Source organism: Kitasatospora sp. NPDC056184 (genome assembly GCF_042268405.1).
Classification (GTDB): Bacteria; Actinomycetota; Actinomycetes; order Streptomycetales; family Streptomycetaceae; genus Kitasatospora.
In genome coordinates this window covers 23,862-38,090 of the sequence record NZ_JBHJUI010000039.1, presented here as the reverse complement: position 1 = coordinate 38,090, position 14,229 = coordinate 23,862, and the positions used below count along the sequence as shown (strand labels likewise).

Sequence of the window (14,229 nt, the reverse complement as noted above, 5' to 3'; positions counted from 1 at the left end):
AAGCGTTGGCGTTTCGCTAGGCGCCGGAGGACAAGCGGCTTGCGGCCTGTTCCCATAGCTTCGGTTCGACCAGGTCATCCCTGTCGGAGGCGTCCTCCTCGAACCAACCTGTTCCCGCAAGCCAGATCTCCAGCCACGCTGCCAGGCTGGCGGAGTCGAGAAACCAACACTCATCCCTTGACCCGCCGCTATATGGGTTCGGCTCAAAGAGCAGGACCTGACCGTCCTCACTGAGACAGTCAACACCGGCATACATGGCACAGCCCCAGGTCAGGATCGGCACGACGCCTTCGGGCCACTCCGGGTGTTCCACTCCAACTGACACCTCACGTCGCACGAGGTAGTCGCCAACGACGCTGGAACCCGGACCAAGCAGCGGCAACAGGCGGTAGTCGGGGCCGAAGCCGCCGTCAGCGACCTCGCGATAAAGGCGCGTAAGCAGGGGATGGAGCGCAGAGCCCAGTTGCGCCTCGGCCTCCGCAATCTGCTCATCGCCGAGAGGAGCGGGAAGGTCCTCGTTGTCCGATGCGGCCTGGATGGCGACGCGTTGCACGAGGTCATCAATGTCGGTCATGACCGTGATGCTGTCAGAGCCCGCCGACATGTCGGCGTCCAGGGCCGCTGGGCGGGCTGTTGGGCTACGGGAAGTTCAGAGAACGTCCCCGACGTCGCGACGCTGGCCGAGCTCAACGCGGTGATCGACCGATGGGACGAGGAGGACGAGGCCCGCCGGATCCGGTCCCGGCCCCGCACCATCGGCGAGTACTTCGCTGCCGAGCGGCCGCTCCTGGAGTCGCTTGCCGGACGAACCGTTCGAGACGGGCCGATTGTTCACCCCACGGGTCGACCGCTACAGCCAGATCGGGGTGCGCAACAACCGCTACTCGGTGCCGGTGCGGATGATCGGCCGGACCGTCCGGGTCATGCTGCACGCCTCCGAGCTGGTCGTCTACGACGGCCGGGAGGACGTCGCCCGGCACGAGAGGCTGATCGCCAAGGGCGGCACCCGCCTCGATCTGGACCACTACCTGGAGGCCCTGGTCCGCAAGCCCGGTGCCCTGCCCGGGGCGACCGCACTCGACCAGGCCCGCTCAGCCGGCCGCTTCACTCCAGTCCACGACGCATGGTGGGCGGCCACCCGCAAGGCCCACGGCGAGCGCGAGGGCACCCGCGCGCTGATCGAAGTCCTGCTGCTGGGCCGGAACCTGCCCCACGAGCATCTCGTCGCCGGCCTCGCTGCCGCCCTCCGGTCAGGCGCGCTGACCGCCGACGCCGTCGCGCTGGAGGCACGCAAAGCCGCCGAGGCCGACATGAGGACGCCTGCAGAACCGCAGCCGCCCGCCGCAGACCGGGCAACCGTGACTTCGCTCACCGAGCGGCGCCTGGCCCAGCTCCCGCCCGACACGAGGCCGCTGCCCTCGGTGGCCCACTACGACCAGTTGCTGCGACACCGTCGACCGAATCGCCCGACCCCGTGAAGGAGAACGCCGTGACCTTCCCCCGCCGGCGAGGAATCACCGAGCAGGCCGCCACCGCCGCCATCGACCAGGCATGCCGGATGCTGCGGCTGCCCACCATCCGCGCCCAGTTCCCCGAACTCCCCGAGAGTGCCGCCCGCGAGCAGATGTCCTACCTCGGCTTCCTCTCCGAGCTCCTGATGTCCGAGTGAGACGACCGGGCCCGGCGCCCCTCGGGCGTGTCCTCCTTCTCGGCGGCCAGCAGGGCCAGCGCCTCGTCGCCGGGCTGGTCGTGGGCTGCCACTGGTCGTGGGCTGCCAGCAGCGCGGTCACGGCTTCGGCGAGATGGCTCCCTCGGGTGGTCTGCTGGTGTCCTCTGACAGGTGATCGTGACCGGTTGACAAGCGATCTTGACCACTGGGGGCGGTGCGGTTGTCGGCTGCTGCCCTGGCACCCTGCTCGCATGGATGACTTCGTTGGTACGCAGGCCCCGATTCGCCGACTGACCGATCCCGCGGAGGCGGTCGCCGCATTGGAGAGTGCAGTTCCGGGTCTGGTGGCTCTGCGTCTGCCAGAGCCCAGGAACGTCGACTGGCGGCTCGTGGAAGCCGGCCTGGGTACTGCCCTGCCGGAGGACTTCAAGCTCCTTCGCGAGCTCTACCCGACCTTCGGACTGGGAGACTTCCTCGGCTTCGGCGGTCCGGAGCGCGGCCACGAGCAGCTCTGGGTGGAGGGTGCGCGCGGATCGCTGGAGGATCTGGAGGAGTTGTGCTCAGAGGCGAACCTCGCCACGCCGTTCCACCCCTTCCCCGCGCCGGGCGGGCTGCTTCCCTGGGCCGGTTCGAACCAGGGCGACCTCTTCCTGTGGGCCACCGGTCCGGCCGGGCCGCAGGAGTGGACGGTCACGGTCGCCTCGCGGAGCTCCGCCTGGTGGCATTACACCGGCGGAGCCGTCCAGTTCCTTGCCGACTTGGTCACGGGCGCGGTGGAGCCCTGGGCCCTGCCCAGAGTCAGCCCCGACATCGCGAGATGGTGATCAGAGCCAGCCCGCCCGCACGGCAAGCAGCCGCTCGGCGGCTCCCGCACTCACGCGACGGCACTGGCGGTAGCGCACCTTCCGATCAAGATCACTTGGCAATCGGTCACGATCGCCCGTCAGAGGACAGCTGGTCGGTGACCCGTCTCAACGAGGTTTGACCAGCCTCACCGGAGATTGACGGCGCTGGACGGCTACCCCGCCCCGCCGGTGAAACGCGGTGATCAACAGGCTCTCGCACATGAAGCAACCGTCGGAGATGAGCAAGCGCGAGTTCTTCGCCTTCATGAGTCAGCGTCCAAGCATGGTCGTAGGCAAGACCTCGTTCGACATGGTGGCCGCTTTCCTCGCCGGATATGCAACGCACGCCGACCGCCACGGCGGAGAACACCACGCGCTCGATCAGCAGGCGGTGCTGCGTGTCGCGGGCCCGCTGGGCCTCGACCGCGCAGCGCAGCGCGGCCCAGGCGTAGGCGTGGGGGTTGGGGTCGGTCAGCACCCGGTCCCAGCGGTCGACGAGGGAGAGGAAGACGTCGTTGACGGTGTGCTGGGCGAGGGTCTGGTCGCCAAGGACGGTGCAAGCGAAGTCGAAGTACGGCTGGGCGTGAAGTTCCTGGAAGGCACGGAACGCGATCGGCAGGCCGGCGCGGGGGCGCGGGGTGGTGCCGGCCGCGTCGGTGAAGGACGGCTCGCTCATCACGCCTCCCCCGCCGGCGGAACACCGGCACGCAGGCGCGGGCGCGGGGTGCGGTCGGCCTTGCGGAGGAGACCGGCGGCGGGGCGGCAGGACCAGCCGACCGGGGCCGCGGGGACGGGACCGGGGCGGCAGGGCCTGCCGAGGGGGGTCGTGGGGACGGGGGCGGGGGTGGGCATGGAGCGTTGGGTTCCTTTGCGGACAGGGGGTAGGGAGGCCCGGTGTGACGCTCCGTTGTGTTCGGTGGCCGGAGCGTGGTGGCGGGGGCATCATGTCGCTCGAACAGCCGATTGTTCACACTCCGAAGGTGAAGAGTTCCGGAGGGTCACATTCCGAGTTAGAAGCCGACCCGCCGTCAAAGCCGACCGATCCCGCCGGATCCCGACACGAACACGCCCGCCCGGCCACGCAGAGGCTTCAAGTAGTGGCGGCCCGACCGGCCCGGCCCGAACAACCCGGCAACCCGCCCCGCGCGGGCACCCGGGCACCGGCTGTCACCGCAGAGGCCGCCCCGGACCCGCTGCGGACCGGCCGCGGGCCCGCCGGGACACCCGCACGCGAACACGGCCGGCCTGCCGGCCCAGCTGCGTAGTTGGATCCGTGCCAACGCCGGCCGCTTCGTCCCCGACGGCCCGGAGGGGTGAGCGGCCGGCTTGATCGTTCGAGAATTCCCGCACTATTATCGTGCGGAAATAGTCGAACGATTGAAGGTGGTACCGATGTCGCCGTCACGGGTGTACGAGCATCCCGAGGTTGACGAGATCGCGATCCCGCGGGTGCTCTTCGCGCTGAGCGAGCCGCTGCGGCTGTCGATGGTGCGGGTGCTCGCGGAGCGCGGCGAGGTGGACAGCATCGAACTGGGGCCGGACCTGCCGCGGTCGACGCTCACGCACCACACCGGCCTGCTGCGCGAATCCGGGGTGGTGTTCGTCCGAGCCGAAGGACGCAAGTGCATGATCCGGCTGCGCCAGGACGACCTGGAGACGCGCTTCCCGGGCCTGATCGGCACAGTCCTCAACGGGTACCAGGAGGCCACTCCCGCCGAGGAGGACGCGTGATTCGCCGCGTCTGGCCCCTTGTCGCGGCCGCGATCGCGCTGGGTGTCGATGCCTACGTCCTCGCCGGAGTGCTGCCCTCGATCGCCGGCTCGCTCGCCACGACGGTCGCGGCGGTCGGCCTGGGCGTGACGGGCTTCACCGCGGCGTACGCCCTGGCCGGGCCGTCGCTGTCGGGAACGCTGGTCCGTGGGAGTACCGCCAGGGCGCTGCTGATCGCGCTGGGGGTGTTCAATCTCGGCAACCTCATCACCGCGGTCGCGCCGGGGATCGAGGTCTTCCTCGCCTCGCGGGTGATCGCGGGCGCCGGTGCCGGTGTGCTCACCGCGGTGGCGACCGCGGCCGCCGCCGCGATGGCCGCCGACCACGAACGAGGGCGCGCCATGGCCATGGTGACCTTCGGGCTGTCCACCGGGACGATCGCCGGAGTGCCGGTCGGGATGGTCATCGGCAACCAGCTGAACTGGCGGTGGACGATGGGCCTGGTCGTCGCCGTCGGCCTCCTCGGCATGGGAGCGCTGGCCGTCAACGCGCGCACGATCCCCCCACTGCCCGCTTCGCGCGGTCCCGCCTTCGCGGTGCTGAAGTCGTCGAGGACCCTCATTGGGGTCGCTGCCGCGTTCCTCCTCGGCGTGGCCAGCCTCGGGCTCTACACCTACCTGCTGCCCATGGCCGAGGCCCGGGGACTGCAGGGCTGGGGCTTCGCGCTGGTGTGGGCCTGGGGCATCGGCGGAGTCGCCGGCTCCGCCCTGGTCGGCAGGTCTCTGGATGCCTACGGGCCCCGTGCGCTGCTCATCGTCCTGCCCGCCGCGCTGCTCGGGAGCTTCGCCGCCCTCTGGGTCTTCACCTCCCCGGCCGTGTGGCTCGTCGCAGCGGCGTGCTGGGGAGCGGCGGGATGGGCCGGCGTCCCCACCCTGCAGCAGGCCCTGACCGGGGACCGGCCCGAGCAGGCGATGCCGGTCGTCGCGTTCCAGATGGCCGCGATGTACCTCGGCTCCGCCGCGGGCGCCGCCGCGGGCAGCGGTCTGCTCGCCGGCCACGTCGATCCGGGTGACCTGCCCGCCTGGGCGCTGGTGCCCGCGGCTCTGGCCCTGCTCCTCGCGGGGCGGCTCGGCACCGCCGGGCTCCGGCCTCGTACCCGCCACCGCATCACGCACCTCGCCTGCGAGGCCGCGGACTGAGGCCTGTCCGACTCCCTGATCCTCCGGCCGCTTCACCGAGCCGGAGGATCAGGAGGCGGTGGGCGGCGTCGGTGGTCTGCCGGGCCTGGTGGGCGGCCACGCGGGCGCATTCAGCGACGTCCCGGCGGTGGCGCTCACGGCACAGCGCGTGCTGGAGGGCGGTGTCGTGGTCGGGGTCGTAGCGCTCGGCCCCGGTCTCGACGGCGTGGTCGCGCACGCGCTGCCACTCGGCCAGGCCGTCGGCCGCGGTGGCGTAGGCGGCCTCGTCGCCGACGTCGGCGTAGAGCGAGGCGTTCGCGCAGGACGCCCGGGGCGACGTCGGGGTTGACATGGGGTGCGCGGGCGCCGATGAGGTCGGCCACCGCACCCCGGCCGGACGGGGTGAGCCAGCGGGCGGCGCCCGTCGTGCCGCACCAGCGGGCCGCGTCGGCCGCCTCGGGCAGCACCGGCGGCGGCGAGCACCGTCTCAGCGAGGTCTGCCAGCGCCTTCGGGTAGGTGCCGCGTCCCGTGGCCGCGACGGCGCGCAGCACCGGGTGGGCGGCGCTGCGGCGCTCACGGGCGAGGCGGTGGGCGTCGCGCAGGGCCGCCGCACGGGAGCCGGACCGGTAGCGGTCGGCGGGGGAGGCGAAGGCGTCCAGGACATTGTCGCCGCCCCAGCCGGTGAGGTGCCCGGCGCTGCCGGCGGCCACGGCCGGGGCGAGCTGGGCGGCGAGAATCCCGAGCATGCCCACCCCGAGGGAGGGGGCGTCGGTGACGGGAAGTCCGGGCCGGTCGGTGAGGGCGTCGAAGTGCCTGCTCCCGGTGCGGCGGCCGTCGACCAGGTGCCGGGTGATGCCCGGGTATGCGGCGGCGATCTCGGCGGCGTAGCGGGTGTCGTCCTGGTCGGCCATCGCGGCGTCCACGTAGGTGACGGCGGTGAGGTCGGCGTGGGCGGCGGCCAAGCAGGTCACCGCGCCGGAGTCGACACCACCCGACAGGTCGGTCGACCACGGCCGTCCGGCCGGGGCGCGCAGCCCGATGGCCAGCGGCAGTTCGTGACGCAGGGCCTCAGCGGCGTCGGCGAACGGACGCCCCACCGGGGCGGGGGGCCGCTCCACCGCGGGCCGGGCGGCGGGGGCGAGGGTCAACGCCGATCCGGGCGGGACGCGGTGGACGCCGTCGAACCAGCCGTCGGCGCCGGGCTCCACCCCCCAGGTGGTGATCGAGGCCAGCAGCCGCTGCAGGTTCGGGGCGGCGCCGGTCAGAGCGGCGAGGGCGGCGGCGGACGTCGACCAGGCCAAGGTGTCGGTGGTGGAGGTCCAGTGGACTTCGACGCTGGCGGCGCGGGTCCCCACGAGCCGCAGCGTGCGGCCGGTCCGGACGATCGCCAGGCAGGAGCCGGACAACCGGCCGGCCGCGTGCCAGTGGCCGCGCGAGGCGGCGTCCACCGCGTCCTGGGCCTCCCGGGCGGTGGGCAGGCAGGCGCCGACGAGGATCACCTCCGAGGTGCCGTCCCCGGACAGCGCCCGCAGCACCTCCTCGGGAGGGTGCCCGACGGTCCAGGCCCGCAGGAGGCCGTCGTCGTGGAGCACCCGCGCCCCACGCGGGCGCGGGCCGGGAGCGGGCTGGAGTGCGTGGGTGAGCGTGCCTGTGACGTGCCTCATCGGGGCTCCCTGCTGGGGGGCGTTACGAAGACGGCGGCGCGCGCCCGGAACAGGCCGGACCGATGGGGCTGGCCCGTCCCGGGCGCGCGTTCACCCGAGGTGGCGCCGTTCAGCGCCGCAGGAGGATCAGCCCTGGTAGTACATGGTGTGGTCCGGGTTGTTGAAGCCGCCGCTGCCGAGGGTGACCTCGGTGACCGCGCCGAGGTCGGCGACCTCGGGCGCGGTGAAGACCTCGGGGACGGCGACGAACTCGGTGTTCTGCTCCATGACGGTTCCCTTCACGTAGGCGGATCGGAATCGGCTCCTCCGGGGCTGGGTGCCGACGTGCCGGCTGCCGGCCCCGGAACGGTCGGGAGGTCGAACGCCGCTCCTCCCGATGCGCACCCGGCGTCGCGCTGCCGGGCTGGTCACCATCACAGCGCGCACCGCCGCCGACGTGAAGGCGCTTCAAGTTGCCTCTGGTTGCCACGAGTTGCTCCGGTTGCTTCCGACTGCCGGAGCCGTTCCCGGCAGCCTCGACGTCGCGCAGACTGGATCTCCGCGTCCCAGGAGGTCGAACATGAGCGTGATGGTGGAAGACCGGCACCCGCTCAACCAGGTACTGGCCCTGCGCGGATGGACCAGCGAGGTCTGTCTTCGCCGCGTCGCCGCCAAGCACCGCGACCTCGGGTTCGGGGCCATGGCGGTCCGCAAGGAGAAGATCAGCCGCTGGACCCGGCCGGACAACCCGCAGACCCCGACCGTCCCGACCCAACTGTCGATGGCCGACGTCCTGGGCGTCCACAGCCGCGAGGTCTACGCCAGGCCCTGGCCGCGCTGGCTCCTGCTCGCTCTGCAAGACGACAGCACCTTTTGGGAGTCGCCCTGGACTCCGGCGGGCACCATCCAGGCACTCGAAGACGCCGGAGGACTCGTGGAGCTGGACCGACGCGACTTCCTGATCGCCACGACCGCCACCGTCGCAGCGGTCCTCGCCCAATGGGCCACCGCCGAACCCGTCTCCGCCCGCTCCGCCGGTGGTCGTCAGATCGGCGCCGCCGTCGCCGACCGGTTCGACAGCCGGCTGAACGAGCTCCGCCACCTCGACGACGACCTCGGCAGCGACCACGTCTACGACGCGGCCCGCGCGGAGGGCCGCCTGATCACCCGCCTGCTGCGGGACAACACCTACAGCGAGGCGACCGGACAGCGCCTGCATGCCTGCGCGGCGGAAGCCAGCCGCCTGGCCGGCTGGTGCGCGTTCGACAGCGGCCACAGCGCCTTGGCCGAGAAGCACTTCGTGACCTCCCTGCGAGCCGCCGCTGGATCGGGGGACCGTACGACCGGAGCGACCGCAATCGCCTTCTGGGCCAACGCCCGGTACTCCAACCAACGGCCCGACCCCCGCGGGGCGCTCGACCTCATCGACGGCGCCCTGACCCACCGCGCGGACATCGCCTCCGCCCGCGTCCTGACGATGCTGCACATCCGCAAGGCCCGCGCCCACTCGATCGCGCAGGAACCCGCCGCCTACCGGGCGATCGACGACGCACTCGCCGCATACGGCCGGGGTGCCTCTGCGGACGACGACCTGCAGTCGATGTACTGGATCACCACGGGCGAGGTGTTCCAGGCCGCCGCCTCGGCCGCCCTCAGCCTCGGCGACCCACAGCGGGCCCTGACATACTTTTCGGCCGCCTCCACCCACCACGACCCCTACGATCCGCACAAGGAGCCACGCGGTACCGCGATCTACCTGGCCCGGGAGGCCGGGGCGCACCTCGCCCTCGGCGACCTGGACGGGGCGGTGGACACCGCGCAGCGCTCCGTCGACCTGATGGGCGGTGTCAGCTCCGCGCGCGGCAGCGACACCCTCACGGAACTGCGCACCGAGCTCAATCGGCACCGGGCCGCTCCGGTGGTGAGGGCCTTCCTCGCCGAAACCGCCTGACTTCCTCGCCACGGGAGTGCCGCCCGCGAGCGAGGCACGGGCCATCGCGCCCTCAGCGACCTTGCGTGCCCTGCCGAATCTCCCGGCCCCGCGCACACCCACCGCACAGCCCGGCCGAACCCGCCGCCGCTGATCCGGCGGTCCACCGTGAGCGGGGCTACAGCACGGTGAGGGTGATCACCCACAGGTGCGGCACGGGCGGGTCCGGCAGGATCACGTAGTGGGCGATCAGGTCGGGCAGGACGATCTGGCGGATGCTGTCGTCCAGGTCCTCGCCGTCACTCGGCGGCCAGGACCACGGATCGGCCATGGCCCGCTCCAGGGCGTCCTGGAGCTGCTTGACCTGGTCGTCGGTCAGGACGGTGCGCACCAGGGTGGCGGCCTCGGTCGACAGCCGGGCCCGGAAGGGCAGGGCGGTCACCGGGTGAAGAGGTCGTCGAAGTCGACGCCGTCGTCCTCGGGGCGGCCAGCCCGGTTCCAGTCGTGGACGGCGGCGGCGGCCAGCGCGGTGGCGCGCGCGATCCGCTCCTCACGGGTACCGCTGGCGGCCAGGTGGTCGGCGGTGAGGACCCGGCCGATCAGGGTGTCCACGTCGATGCCGGCGCTCGCGGCCCGCTCGTGCAAGGTCCGAACCAGCTCGTCGTCCAGCCGGGCCGTCAGCTCTACGGTCATGAGCCGATGGTAGAGCCCGGGCTCGCCCCGGCGTAGGGGGCCGGGAGGCTGCATCGTCCGCTCGCGCGCCTGCCCGGCACACGGCCCGCTCCACCCGGTGAACGACCAGCCCGACCGAGTCGCCGCCCCCGGCTATGGGTATGGTCGCCCTTGTGGGCGACAGCATGGACAAGCCCCGCGCCGCGGCCGGGACGGGCAGCACCGACACGGTGCTGGTGGTGGTGCGCGGACCGAGCGGCGCCGGGAAGTCCAGCACCGCCGCCCGGATCCGCTCCGCCTACGGCCGCGGCCTGGCCATCGTCGGACAGGACATGCTGCGCCGTGAGGTGCTGCGCGAGCGGGACGTCGCCGGCGGCGCGAACATCGGCCTGATCGGCCTGGTCGCCCGGCACGCCCTCGACAGCGGCTTCCACACCGTCGTCGAGGGCATTCTGGACGCCGGCCGGTACGGTGCGATGCTCACCGACCTGGTGGCCGGCCACCGCGGGCGCAGCTTCCTCTACTACCTCGACGTCGGCTTCGCCGAGACGGTGCGGCGCCACACGACCCGGCTGCTGTCCGCCGAGGTGAGTGCCGAGCAGATGGCCGGCTGGTACCGGCCACTGGACCTCCTGCCCGGCGACCTCGAACACGTCGTCGGCGAGGACAACACCCTCGACGACACCGTCACGCGGATCCTGACCGACACCGCACTCACCCCGCCGGGCTGGACACCGCACCCCTGAACCGGGCGGCCGGACGAGCCGGCCGGTCAACCTGGTGAGCAGCGTCCAGCCGCTGGGGCTGTGTGCATCGGTGTCGTGGGAAGGGATCGTTCCCTGCACGCACGGGCCGAACCGGCGCCGACGACCAGGCTGGTGACCTGATCGCGGTCGTTTCTGCGCGCCCAGGCCGGACCGGTAGCCGATCGTGGTGCCTCGATGCCTTCTCCGTGTCAACACGGCTACTCGCGGATGATTCCGTCCACGGGGTCCAGGCGGATCGTCCGTCCATCCGGGGCACGCCATCCTCCGGTCGTCTTGTCGTGGGGGATCAGGGCGATGTCGCGTAGTGCGGGCATGTCCTGCCACGGGCTGGGCGGGAGGGTTTCGGGTCCGGCGCCGGCAAGCCAGGTCGAGCGGACCTGGACGGTGGAGAGGATGATCGTGCGAATGTCCTCCTTGCTCGGCTTGTCGGGCAGTTCGGCCGGGCCGTCGGCGGTGACGAAGGTCCAGCTAGAGCCGGTGGGCCACACAGGCAGGATGCGCCGCGACTCGCCGCCCAGTCGGGTGACGGCGAGGTCCGGATCCAGGGCCGACGTCAGCGGGTACAGGTCCGTGACCCGGGCCGGTGGCGGGATCATCACCATGTCGGCAGCCGCGGCCTGAGCCTGCTCCCTCGCCAGGCGCTGCGCGTCGTCGCCGTCCATCCGGGCCGGGTCCCAGGCCGCGTCGTACACGTCGGCGATCAGGCCGGGCACGGCGCCCGGAATGGCGATCGGCCCGTCCAGCCTGCGGAGCGTGTCGCAGGTCCGGCGGAGCAGGGAGGTGTCGTAGACGTCGCCCCAGCTGGGGGCGGGCAGACCGCCCGGCGGGGACAGGACGACGAGCCTGGGCACCGGTGCCCAGGCGGGCCTCGGGTGGTCGTGGCGGTGGCAGCGGCCGGCGCGTTGGAGGAGCAGGCTCATGGGGGCGAGGTCGGAGACGACCAGGTCGAAGTCCCAGTCGAGGGACTGCTCGACGACCTGGGTGGCGACGACCACCAGCGGCCTGGCGGGGCGGGTGCCCTTCGACCCGACCATGCCCTCGATCAGGTCGGTGCGTTCGATCCGCTGCCACAACGGGAGCCGGGCGTGCAGGAGCACGACCTGAGGGCCGTCCTCGCCCCACCGTTGGGTGAGCATTCGGCGGGTGGCCTGGGCGTCGGCGACCACGTTGCACACGACCAGCGCGCAGCCCGTTCCGCTGGCGGCGGGCTCGAGCTCGGCCAGGACGCGGGCGGCGCGGCCGCCGGACGCAGCCGGGTCGTGGGTGTGACGGGCGAGGTGGAGGTCCACCGCGACCTCGCGCTCGCGGGTGGTGGGCAGCGGCCCGTGCGGGGTGACCTTCCCGGTGCTGGCGGAGACGTGGACCCAGCCCGGGTAGGGGGAGGTGATCGGCTCCTGGTCTGCGTGGCCAGTGGCGGTCCGCCGGGCGCCGGTCCGGTAGGCGCCGACGAGGTCGGCGGCGGTGCGGCCGGTCAGGGTCGCCGACAGCAGGACCACCGGGATCCCCAGGTGCCCGCACCATCCCAGCAGCCGCTGGGTCAGCCGGTGCCCGTAGGCGTCGTAGCTGTGCGCCTCGTCGATGACCAGCGTCTTGCCCGACAGACCGAGCCACCGCAGCACATTGAACCGCACCGGCAGCGCCGCGAGCGCCGCCTGGTCCCAGGTACCGACCGCGACCCCGGCGACCAGCCCCCGGTGCGGCCCGCGCAGCCACTGCGCGGCCAGCGTCGACACACAGCCGTCCGCCACCACCTCGTCCCGCTGCGGGTCGTAGTCCTCGTTCAGCCACGCCATCGAGTGCAGCAGCGTCACCGGTGTCCCGACCTCGGCGGCCCTGGCGGTGAACTTCTTCACCCGGCGCCACATCGCATCGGTCGTCGCCATCGTCGGCAGAAGCACCGCCAGGCCCCCGGCCCCGGCCGCCGCGCCGAGGACCCGGGCGGCGAACAGGGCCGTCTCGGTCTTCCCGTCGCCGGTCGGCGCGGTGACGAGCACCAGACCCGGACCGTCCACCAGGTCCGCGAGCCGCTTCGCGACATCGGCCTGCAGCGGGTAGGGGTCCTTGATGTCGGGGAACAGGTCGGTGAACGTCGTGACCGGCTTCCACGCAGGCGCCGACAACTGGGCGTGCGCGAGCACCCACGGCGCCCGCTGCCGGATTCTCGCAGTGTGCGCGGCGAGATCGCCGTTCCACCCGTCCAGGCGGCCCTGCACCTGCCGAGTGTTGGAGGCCAGCCAGTCCGCCAGCACCACCACCCCGCTCACCACCACCGCCGCCCCGGCGGGCAGCAACCGCTCCGGCGCCTGCGGCGACCCGCAGACCCCGAACACCGCCCGCACGTGCTCCTCCCGCTGCTCGGCCCAGCCGTCCGCGCCCAGGCCGCGCAGCGCCTTCAGCGGATCGGCCATCGCCGCAGGCGACAGCGCCTCGCCGAACACGCCATGGTGCCCGCCGAGGATCTGCGCGAGCTGGTGCGCCACGGACCTCCACGGCCGTTCGACCGGCGGCCATCCCAGTCCCGTGAGGATCTGCGGGAGTGTCCAGTGGCTGGCCACCTGGTGCGGGATCCACTCCTCGTGCATCCAGCCCGCCAGCGCCCGGAACCGCGGATCGGCCAGCAGGCCGGCCGTCTCCTTGATCCCCTGCAGGAAGCAGAAGGTGATCTTCCCGATGTCGTGCAGGCCCGCTGCCAGCATCACCAGCCGTCGTGCCTGCGCGGTGTCCACTCCCCAGCCGGCGGCGATCAGCTTTCGCTGGGAGGACGTCAGGTAGGAGTCCCACAACGCACCCGCGATCACCGCGGTGTCGACCAGGTGGCACACCAGCGGGTACGGGCCGGTCAGCCCACGGCGCTTACCGGCAACTCTGGTATCGATCACGGAACACCTCCAAGTAGCCGCCACACGGGCGGAAGGTACGGCGGGACACCGCCCTCGGACTCGGCGGGTGGCTCCATCTCGGCGGAGCGGATACGACGTGCAGTCGCTGTGGCACTACCAGCAGCAGGTCGCCTCCGCGCAGGCGGAGCGGGCAGCGAGCGGAAGGCCGCCGATCTCGTTCGCGCCGGGTCGCCTCCGCGCTGGCGGAGCGGGCCCGTTGCGACCTGCGGCGGGCTGGCGGCTCTGCGGGTTCTTTACTCGCGGTGGGGGGGGCGATGCTGAGGAGGCCTGCGCCGTAGGCGAGGCCGCGGCCGATGCCGTCGGTGACGGCGGTCCGCAGGGTGTGGTGGTCGGTGATGGTGGCGATGCCTTCGAAGCGGGTGAGGGCGTGTCGGATCGGTCCGGTGGCGCGGTGGCCGGTGGCGGGTTCCTGGGGGATGTCGAGGATGTCGTGGAGGTCGAGGCCGGCGGTGTGGGCTTTGCGTTCCCACCAGGCGATCGCGTCCTTGCCGTGAAGGGGCGCGGGCTTGCCGCGGTTGAGCCGGCCGTCGGCGTCGCGGGTGCCGTCGCGGGCGGAGCGGGTGGGTGAGCCGTCGATGCGGTACCGGACTTTGCGGCCGTCGGCGAGCCAGTCCAGCAGCGGCGTCAGGTCGCGCTGCTGGGCGGTCGCGTAGTGGTCGGGGAGGGTGGTGGGGTCGGCGGCCAGGGTGGACTGGACGAGGACCGTGGTGGCCTGGGGGGTTCGTTCGATGCGGTAGAGGACGCCGAGGCTGCGGCGGGCGGCGTCGCCGCTGGTGAGCGCATCGGGGTACATGCCCATGATCCGCTGGTGCATGTGGCTGGTGTTGCGCAGGTCGGCTGCGGCGTCCCTGGAACGGGGGTTCAGCCGCAGGAGGGTGAGGCGGGTCACGTGGTTCTCCGAGTCGGTGGTCGGT

At 72.5% G+C, this 14,229-nt stretch carries 14 protein-coding genes and 1 pseudogene; 7 read left to right on the top strand and 8 right to left on the bottom strand.

From position 1 onward, the window contains the following. Positions 1 to 16: 16 nt before the first annotated feature. Entirely contained in the window at positions 17 to 574 is a 558-nt protein-coding gene (locus ACFC0B_RS38695; protein ID WP_376097513.1) for an SMI1/KNR4 family protein, read from the bottom strand. A 253-nt stretch (positions 575 to 827) separates the two neighbouring features. On the opposite strand from ACFC0B_RS38695, the gene ACFC0B_RS38690 reads away from it, so the two are divergent. From ACFC0B_RS38690 to ACFC0B_RS38680, 3 genes and pseudogenes are all read left to right on the top strand, one after another. Continuing rightward, on the top strand, positions 828 to 1,478 hold the full coding sequence (locus ACFC0B_RS38690; protein WP_376097510.1) for a hypothetical protein: 651 nt from the start codon (positions 828 to 830) through the stop codon (positions 1,476 to 1,478). Positions 1,479 to 1,489: 11 nt separating this feature from the next. After that, a pseudogene (locus ACFC0B_RS38685) lies at positions 1,490 to 1,666 on the top strand (AAA family ATPase); the annotation flags it as partial. A gap of 254 nt (positions 1,667 to 1,920) precedes the next feature. Further along, a complete protein-coding gene (locus ACFC0B_RS38680; RefSeq protein WP_376097507.1) occupies positions 1,921 to 2,493 on the top strand; it encodes an SMI1/KNR4 family protein in 573 nt (190 codons plus the stop codon). Between the two features lie 106 nt (positions 2,494 to 2,599). Here ACFC0B_RS38680 and ACFC0B_RS38675 read toward each other — a convergent pair whose 3' ends face one another. After that, positions 2,600 to 3,190, bottom strand: a complete 591-nt coding sequence (locus tag ACFC0B_RS38675) for a hypothetical protein (RefSeq protein ID WP_376097504.1) — start codon at positions 3,188 to 3,190, stop codon at positions 2,600 to 2,602. A gap of 716 nt (positions 3,191 to 3,906) precedes the next feature. Between ACFC0B_RS38675 and ACFC0B_RS38670 the strand changes: the two genes are divergently transcribed. Both ACFC0B_RS38670 and ACFC0B_RS38665 read left to right on the top strand, forming a co-directional pair. Beyond that, the gene (locus tag ACFC0B_RS38670) at positions 3,907 to 4,245 is read left to right on the top strand and encodes an ArsR/SmtB family transcription factor (protein WP_376097501.1); all 339 of its coding nucleotides are present in this window, start codon (positions 3,907 to 3,909) and stop codon (positions 4,243 to 4,245) included. Then, positions 4,242 to 5,423 (top strand): MFS transporter, encoded by a 1,182-nt coding sequence (locus ACFC0B_RS38665; protein WP_376097498.1) that lies wholly within the window; start codon positions 4,242 to 4,244, stop codon positions 5,421 to 5,423. The genes ACFC0B_RS38670 and ACFC0B_RS38665 overlap by 4 nt, the downstream gene beginning before the upstream one ends. A 48-nt stretch (positions 5,424 to 5,471) precedes the next feature. Here ACFC0B_RS38665 and ACFC0B_RS38660 read toward each other — a convergent pair whose 3' ends face one another. Together ACFC0B_RS38660 and ACFC0B_RS38655 are read right to left on the bottom strand one after the other, a co-directional pair. After that, complete coding sequence (locus tag ACFC0B_RS38660; RefSeq protein ID WP_376097495.1) at positions 5,472 to 7,067, bottom strand: asparagine synthase-related protein; 1,596 nt, start codon at positions 7,065 to 7,067, stop codon at positions 5,472 to 5,474. Between the two features lie 126 nt (positions 7,068 to 7,193). Next, positions 7,194 to 7,334: a hypothetical protein gene (locus ACFC0B_RS38655; RefSeq protein WP_376097492.1), complete on the bottom strand. Its 141-nt coding sequence runs from the start codon at positions 7,332 to 7,334 to the stop codon at positions 7,194 to 7,196. Positions 7,335 to 7,626: 292 nt separating this feature from the next. On the opposite strand from ACFC0B_RS38655, the gene ACFC0B_RS38650 reads away from it, so the two are divergent. Continuing rightward, a complete protein-coding gene (locus ACFC0B_RS38650; RefSeq protein ID WP_376097489.1) occupies positions 7,627 to 8,997 on the top strand; it encodes a transcriptional regulator in 1,371 nt (456 codons plus the stop codon). A 157-nt stretch (positions 8,998 to 9,154) separates the two neighbouring features. Here the strand turns inward: ACFC0B_RS38650 and ACFC0B_RS38645 are convergent, their stop codons facing one another. Then, the gene (locus tag ACFC0B_RS38645) at positions 9,155 to 9,418 is read right to left on the bottom strand and encodes a hypothetical protein (protein ID WP_376097486.1); all 264 of its coding nucleotides are present in this window, start codon (positions 9,416 to 9,418) and stop codon (positions 9,155 to 9,157) included. After that, positions 9,415 to 9,669: a hypothetical protein gene (locus ACFC0B_RS38640; RefSeq protein ID WP_376097483.1), complete on the bottom strand. Its 255-nt coding sequence runs from the start codon at positions 9,667 to 9,669 to the stop codon at positions 9,415 to 9,417. Before ACFC0B_RS38640 ends, ACFC0B_RS38645 begins: the two co-directional genes overlap by 4 nt. Positions 9,670 to 9,821: 152 nt before the next feature. Between ACFC0B_RS38640 and ACFC0B_RS38635 the strand changes: the two genes are divergently transcribed. Next, positions 9,822 to 10,394, top strand: coding sequence for a kinase (locus tag ACFC0B_RS38635; protein ID WP_376097480.1), 573 nt, complete (start codon positions 9,822 to 9,824; stop codon positions 10,392 to 10,394). A 218-nt stretch (positions 10,395 to 10,612) separates the two neighbouring features. Here ACFC0B_RS38635 and cas3 read toward each other — a convergent pair whose 3' ends face one another. Further along, positions 10,613 to 13,294 carry a CRISPR-associated helicase Cas3' gene (gene cas3 / locus ACFC0B_RS38630; protein WP_376097477.1) on the bottom strand — a complete coding sequence of 894 codons (2,682 nt, stop codon included), beginning with the start codon at positions 13,292 to 13,294 and terminating at the stop codon, positions 10,613 to 10,615. Next, the gene (cas6e, locus tag ACFC0B_RS38625; protein WP_376097475.1) at positions 13,269 to 14,204 is read right to left on the bottom strand and encodes a type I-E CRISPR-associated protein Cas6/Cse3/CasE; all 936 of its coding nucleotides are present in this window, start codon (positions 14,202 to 14,204) and stop codon (positions 13,269 to 13,271) included. The genes cas3 and cas6e overlap by 26 nt, the downstream gene beginning before the upstream one ends. Between the last annotated feature and the right edge of the window lie 25 nt (positions 14,205 to 14,229).

Coding starts and splice junctions, on each gene's coding strand:
- ACFC0B_RS38695 (WP_376097513.1), bottom strand. CDS start 574: ATGACCGACATTGATGACCTCGTGCAACGCGTCGCCATCCAGGCCGCA.
- ACFC0B_RS38680 (WP_376097507.1), top strand. CDS start 1,921: ATGGATGACTTCGTTGGTACGCAGGCCCCGATTCGCCGACTGACCGAT.
- ACFC0B_RS38675 (WP_376097504.1), bottom strand. CDS start 3,190: ATGAGCGAGCCGTCCTTCACCGACGCGGCCGGCACCACCCCGCGCCCC.
- ACFC0B_RS38670 (WP_376097501.1), top strand. CDS start 3,907: ATGTCGCCGTCACGGGTGTACGAGCATCCCGAGGTTGACGAGATCGCG.
- ACFC0B_RS38660 (WP_376097495.1), bottom strand. CDS start 7,067: ATGAGGCACGTCACAGGCACGCTCACCCACGCACTCCAGCCCGCTCCC.
- ACFC0B_RS38655 (WP_376097492.1), bottom strand. CDS start 7,334: ATGGAGCAGAACACCGAGTTCGTCGCCGTCCCCGAGGTCTTCACCGCG.
- ACFC0B_RS38650 (WP_376097489.1), top strand. CDS start 7,627: ATGAGCGTGATGGTGGAAGACCGGCACCCGCTCAACCAGGTACTGGCC.
- ACFC0B_RS38640 (WP_376097483.1), bottom strand. CDS start 9,669: ATGACCGTAGAGCTGACGGCCCGGCTGGACGACGAGCTGGTTCGGACC.